Below are 4986 nucleotides of genomic sequence, written 5' to 3'. Positions count from 1 at the left end.
AAAAAGGCTCGACCTAAATTTCTTTGTCCGAGCAGAAAGCATAGTCAATCTTAATACTTTTAATTCCCGACCATTACTAAGTTATTGTCGGGAACAAGAAAATTATTAGTTTGCAAACTATCTTCTCGTAATAAAAAAGCTCTTTACATAACAAAAATCCCTCTCTGAAAAATCAGAGAGGGAAGATGTTTAGATTAAAAATTATGCCCAATTAAGAGTATCGTTATAAACATTGATGTAGTCATTAGCTGAACGATCCCAGCTGTTGTCACTCATCATAGCACGCCACATAAGCTGATGCCAACCTGCGTCATCGTGAATACCCCACAAAGCTCTTCTTACAGCATTTACCATATCTGCTGTATCGTAATTCTTGAATGTAAAGCCGTTGCCGTAATTATCTGCACTGTCGAATACAGAGTCTTTAAGGCCACCAACCTCACGAACAACAGGGATTGTACCGTAACGGAGTGCAATCATCTGTGCAAGACCACATGGCTCCTGAGCAGATGGCATAAGGAATATATCAGCACCTGAATAAATCTTTCTTGCAAGTTCAGGTACAAAACCGTGACAGAAGCAAAGTCTGCCGGGATATTTTGCCTGCATATAGTTAAAGTAATCTTCGTATTCCTTATCACCCGAGCCGAGAATTACAAACTGCATATTCTCGGTATTCATAAGCTCTTCAAGTCCCATTCTTACAAGGTCAAGTCCCTTATGACCTACAAGTCTTGTTACCATACCAACCATTGGAACATCCCAACGCTGCTCAAGGCAAAGACGCTCCTGTAATGCTCTCTTACACTCACCCTTGCCACTCATATCGTCCTTTGAGTAGTTGCGATAGAGCTGGTAGTCGGTTTCAGGATTATAGCTTTCAGTATCAATACCGTTTTTAATACCGCAAAGCTTGTAGTGACGGAGGTTAAGCTCGTCATGAAGTCCCCAACTAAACCATGGGTCTTTAATTTCAGCCGCATAGCTTGGAGAAACTGTAGAAACTCTTGTTGCGGTTTCAATAGCACCCTTCATCATATTGAGTTTACCATTCATCTCAAGAATTTTTGTTTCGTTAGCCGGAATACCAACACACTCTGTATTAACTTCCCAACCGTATTCGCCCTGATACTGAATGTTGTGGATTGTAAACAAGCTCTTGATGTTGTGGTACCATGGTCTGTGTGAATAGAACAGGTAGTAGTAAACAGGTACAAGTGCTGTCTGCCAGTCGTTGCAGTGAATCATATCCGGATGGAAGTCAATGTATGGGAGCATTTCGAGAATTGCTCTTGAGAAGAATGCAAATCTCTCAGCGTCATCATAATGACCGTAAAGTGTGCCACGCTTAAAGTAGTATTCATTGTCAATGAAATAATATGTACAGTCGTGCCATCTTGCCCAAAAAAGTCCGCAATACTGATGACGCCAAGCAACAGGAACAGTAAAGTTTGTGATGAAATTGAGTGAATTTCTAAGCTCCTGCGGAATTGTGCCGTAAAGCGGAACTACAATTCTACAGTCCTGTCCCTTTCTGCATAGTGTATGTGGCAGACTTCCTGCAACATCTGCAAGTCCGCCGCTTCCGCAAAACGGATTTGCTTCAGATGCACAATATAAAATTCTCATTTGATTTTACCTCCATTAAACTACTGATTTTTTTGCTATATATACAGGATAGGAGTCATATCCCATAAGTGAACGACCGTCCTGTATAGTAACATCCTTATCTATGATAACATAATTCAGGTTGGTATTGCAACCGATTTTTGTGTCCTGCATAATAATTGAGTTGCTTACTTTAGCACCCTCACCAATATATACGCCCTTTGAAATAACGCAGTTTTCAACCTCACCGTTGATTACGCAGCCCTGAGCGATAATTGAATTTTTAACGCTGCTTGTAAGGCCGTAGCGTGACGGAGCGTCATCTCTTACCTTTGTATAAATAGGACGCTGTGGGTTAAAGAGTGCATCTCTTACTTCTTTCTTGATTAAATCCATATTGAAGTTGAAGTAATCCTGATTAGAAGTGATTGCAGCAGTATATCCCTTGTCCTCAAAGCCGTAAACATTGTACTTGCCAACGGCAGCCTGAATGATATTTTTAATGTCTTTCTGATTTACGGCAAGAGCCTGATTGATTTCCTGCATAAGGAGATCTTTTTTCAGAAGTATTGCACCGAATACAACATTTTCTACAGAATCAGTCTTTTGTGGATTGAGGAAAAGTCTGTTTACTCTGCTGTTTTCGTCAACGCTGATTGTCATAGGACGATCATAGCCTGACGGTACAACCATTTTGTTGTAAATTACTGTTATGTCAGCATTCTTTTTGGTGTGGAAATCAAAAAGGTCTGTGCAGTCGAAGTTAGAAATAATGTTGCCCGGTGAGAGCAATACATATTCCTCACGGCTGTTTTCAATATAGCCGTGCATATTGTAGATAGTTTCTGGGTAGCTTGAGAATGAGCTTCCGTTGTATGGTGTGAGAAGTGTAAGCTGGCTTCTTCTCTTTGAAAGGTCATAAGCTGAGCCTGAGCCGAGGTGGTCAGCAAGTGAGAGGTAGTTTTTTGTAGCAACTACACCAACATTGTTGATACCTGAGTTTGACATATTTGAAAGAACAAAGTCAATTATTCTGTATTTGCCTCCGATTGGAACGCTTGCCATTGTGCGTGAGGAGGTGAGGTCAGGCATTTTCTCGTCAAGAGTGCCTGCAAAAATAAGTCCCAAAACATTATTACATCTCATTTGCTTTTACCTCCGTACATCTGTCAATCATTTCCTTTGGCTTTACAACAGCACCTTCGTCAATAACAGCATTTTCGCCTACTACAGCAATGCCCCAATCATCTCTGTTTTCAAAATCCTCAGGCTTTGCACCTACAACTGCGTTCTTGCGAACAACAGTGTTTTCAGCAATAATCGCAAACTGAACTGTTGCACCCTCTTCAATTACAGCACCCGGCATAATGATAGAAGAGTTGATTGTTGCACCCTTTCCAATAGTAACACCTGAGAAAAGAATAGAAAATTCAAGGTTGCCGTAAACATTACAGCCGTCTGCTACAAGTGAATTTTGAATAACAGCATCACTTGATACAAAGTGTGGCGGCATCATTGGATTTCTTGAGTAAATATCCTTTAAGTCAAGGGTAACATTAGGGTCGAGCAGATCCATATTAGCTTCCCAAAGACTGTCGATTGTTCCTACATCTTTCCAGTAACCCTCAAATGGATAAGCAAACATACGCTCACCTGCATTGAGCATTGCAGGAAGAACATCTTTACCAAAGTCATGGCTTGAGTTTTCATTTTCATCATCTTCAATAAGGTATTTTCTAAGCTCTTTGTAGCTGAAAATGTAAATACCCATTGATGCGTGTGTGCTTTTTGGCTTTTCCGGCTTTTCGTCAAATTCGTAAATTTCGCCGTCTTCGTGAGTATTGAGAATACCGAATCTTGAAGCTTCTTCAAGAGGAACATCAATAACGGCAATAGTACAAGCCGCATTCTTTTCCTTGTGGTATTCAAGCATTTTGTTGTAGTCCATTTTGTAGATATGGTCACCAGACAATACAACAACATACTCAGGGTCATAACGGTCAATATAGTTAATATTCTGGAAAATTGCGTTTGCAGTACCTGAGTACCAGTCTGCACCGTCAACAGCCTGATAAGGACTTAAGCAGTTTACACCTGAGTGCATACCGTCAAGATCCCAAGGCTGACCGTTACCTATGTATTCATTAAGGACGAGAGGCTGATACTGTGTGAGAATACCAACAGCCTCGATACCTGAATTTACGCAGTTTGATAGTGGAAAGTCAATAATTCGATATTTTCCGCCGAATGGAACGGCAGGTTTTGCAATCTTTCTTGTTAAAACGCCAAGACGAGAGCCTTGTCCGCCGGCAAGCAGCATTGCAACTACTTCCTTCTTAGGGAACATTTATTTCTACCTCCAGAGATTATTTAATAGTAGGGCGAGAGTGAGCTGTTTACCCTACAATTATAAGTTTATTTTTATTCTTCGACTTTTGTAGCCTCAGAATTGAGAACAACGGTTTTTCGTGGCTTTTCGGTTTCTACCTCAGTACATTCAAGTTCTTTTGTGCACATAAGATAGATAACTCCGAGCGGTGGCAGGGTAAGCGAAAGTCCCTGCTTGTAGCCGTGAATTTTCATCGGTACAGTTGTAAGAGTACCTGTGTTTGACACACCTGTTCCGCCAAATTCTGCTGAATCGGAATTGAAGATTTCCTCATATTCGCCAAAGTGTGGAACACCAATCATATAGTTTTCGTGGACTGTAGGCTGGAAGTTGCATACTGCAATAATTTCGTTGCCGTCCGAGTCGGTTCTTCTGAAAGCTATAACGCTTTGGGTGTAATCGTTGCGGTGTATCCATTCAAAGCCCTTTGGAGTGGTATCAAGCTCGTAAAGTGGCTTATGTTCAAGATAAAACTTATTTATCTTCTTAAAAAATGTATGTAATTGATTATGTTTTTCAAATTTGAGAAGATCCCATTGAATACCTGAGTCGGAATCCCACTCGTCAAACTGACCTATTTCACTGCCCATAAATACAAGCTTTTTACCGGGATGAGCATACATATATGTAATAAATGTTCGCACACCGGCAAACTTGCTGTCATAGTCGCCGGGCATTTTGCTTATAAGTGAGCCTTTGCCATGAGCGACCTCATCGTGAGAAATAGGAAGAATGAATCTTTCTGAAAAAGCATAGAAAAAGCTGAATGTAAGGTTATCGTGGTTGAACGGTCGCCACAGCGGGTCAAGTGACATATAGTGGAGGGTATCGTTCATCCAACCCATATTCCATTTGTAGTCAAAGCCAAGACCGCCTTCTTCAATAGGAAGAGTAAGCTTTGGCCAAGATGTATTTTCTTCGGCAAATGTGAGTGCTGACGGGTGATACATATGTACCGCCTTGTTAAGACGCTTGATAAAATCGATTGC

The 4986-nt window shown here is 40.9% G+C and carries 4 protein-coding genes; all 4 read right to left on the bottom strand.

The window, feature by feature from the left end:
* Positions 1-201: 201 nt before the first annotated feature.
* Positions 202-1629 carry a glycogen synthase GlgA gene (gene glgA, locus ACJMMI_RS07830; protein WP_405354746.1) on the bottom strand — a complete coding sequence of 476 codons (1428 nt, stop codon included), beginning with the start codon at positions 1627-1629 and terminating at the stop codon, positions 202-204.
* Positions 1630-1644: 15 nt separating this feature from the next.
* Positions 1645-2754 carry a glucose-1-phosphate adenylyltransferase subunit GlgD gene (glgD, locus tag ACJMMI_RS07825; RefSeq protein ID WP_405354744.1) on the bottom strand — a complete coding sequence of 370 codons (1110 nt, stop codon included), beginning with the start codon at positions 2752-2754 and terminating at the stop codon, positions 1645-1647.
* Complete coding sequence (locus ACJMMI_RS07820; RefSeq protein ID WP_405354742.1) at positions 2744-3955, bottom strand: glucose-1-phosphate adenylyltransferase; 1212 nt, start codon at positions 3953-3955, stop codon at positions 2744-2746. The genes glgD and ACJMMI_RS07820 overlap by 11 nt, the downstream gene beginning before the upstream one ends.
* A 74-nt stretch (positions 3956-4029) precedes the next feature.
* A partial coding sequence (locus ACJMMI_RS07815; protein WP_405354741.1) for an alpha amylase C-terminal domain-containing protein occupies positions 4030-4986 on the bottom strand: 957 nt, incomplete at its 5' end.

This window comes from Ruminococcus sp. (assembly GCF_045129435.1).
In the GTDB taxonomy this organism is placed as follows: Bacteria; Bacillota; Clostridia; order Oscillospirales; family Acutalibacteraceae; genus Ruminococcoides.
Note: the sequence above shows the minus strand (reverse complement) of the source record. Positions and strands in the feature narration are given on the sequence as shown.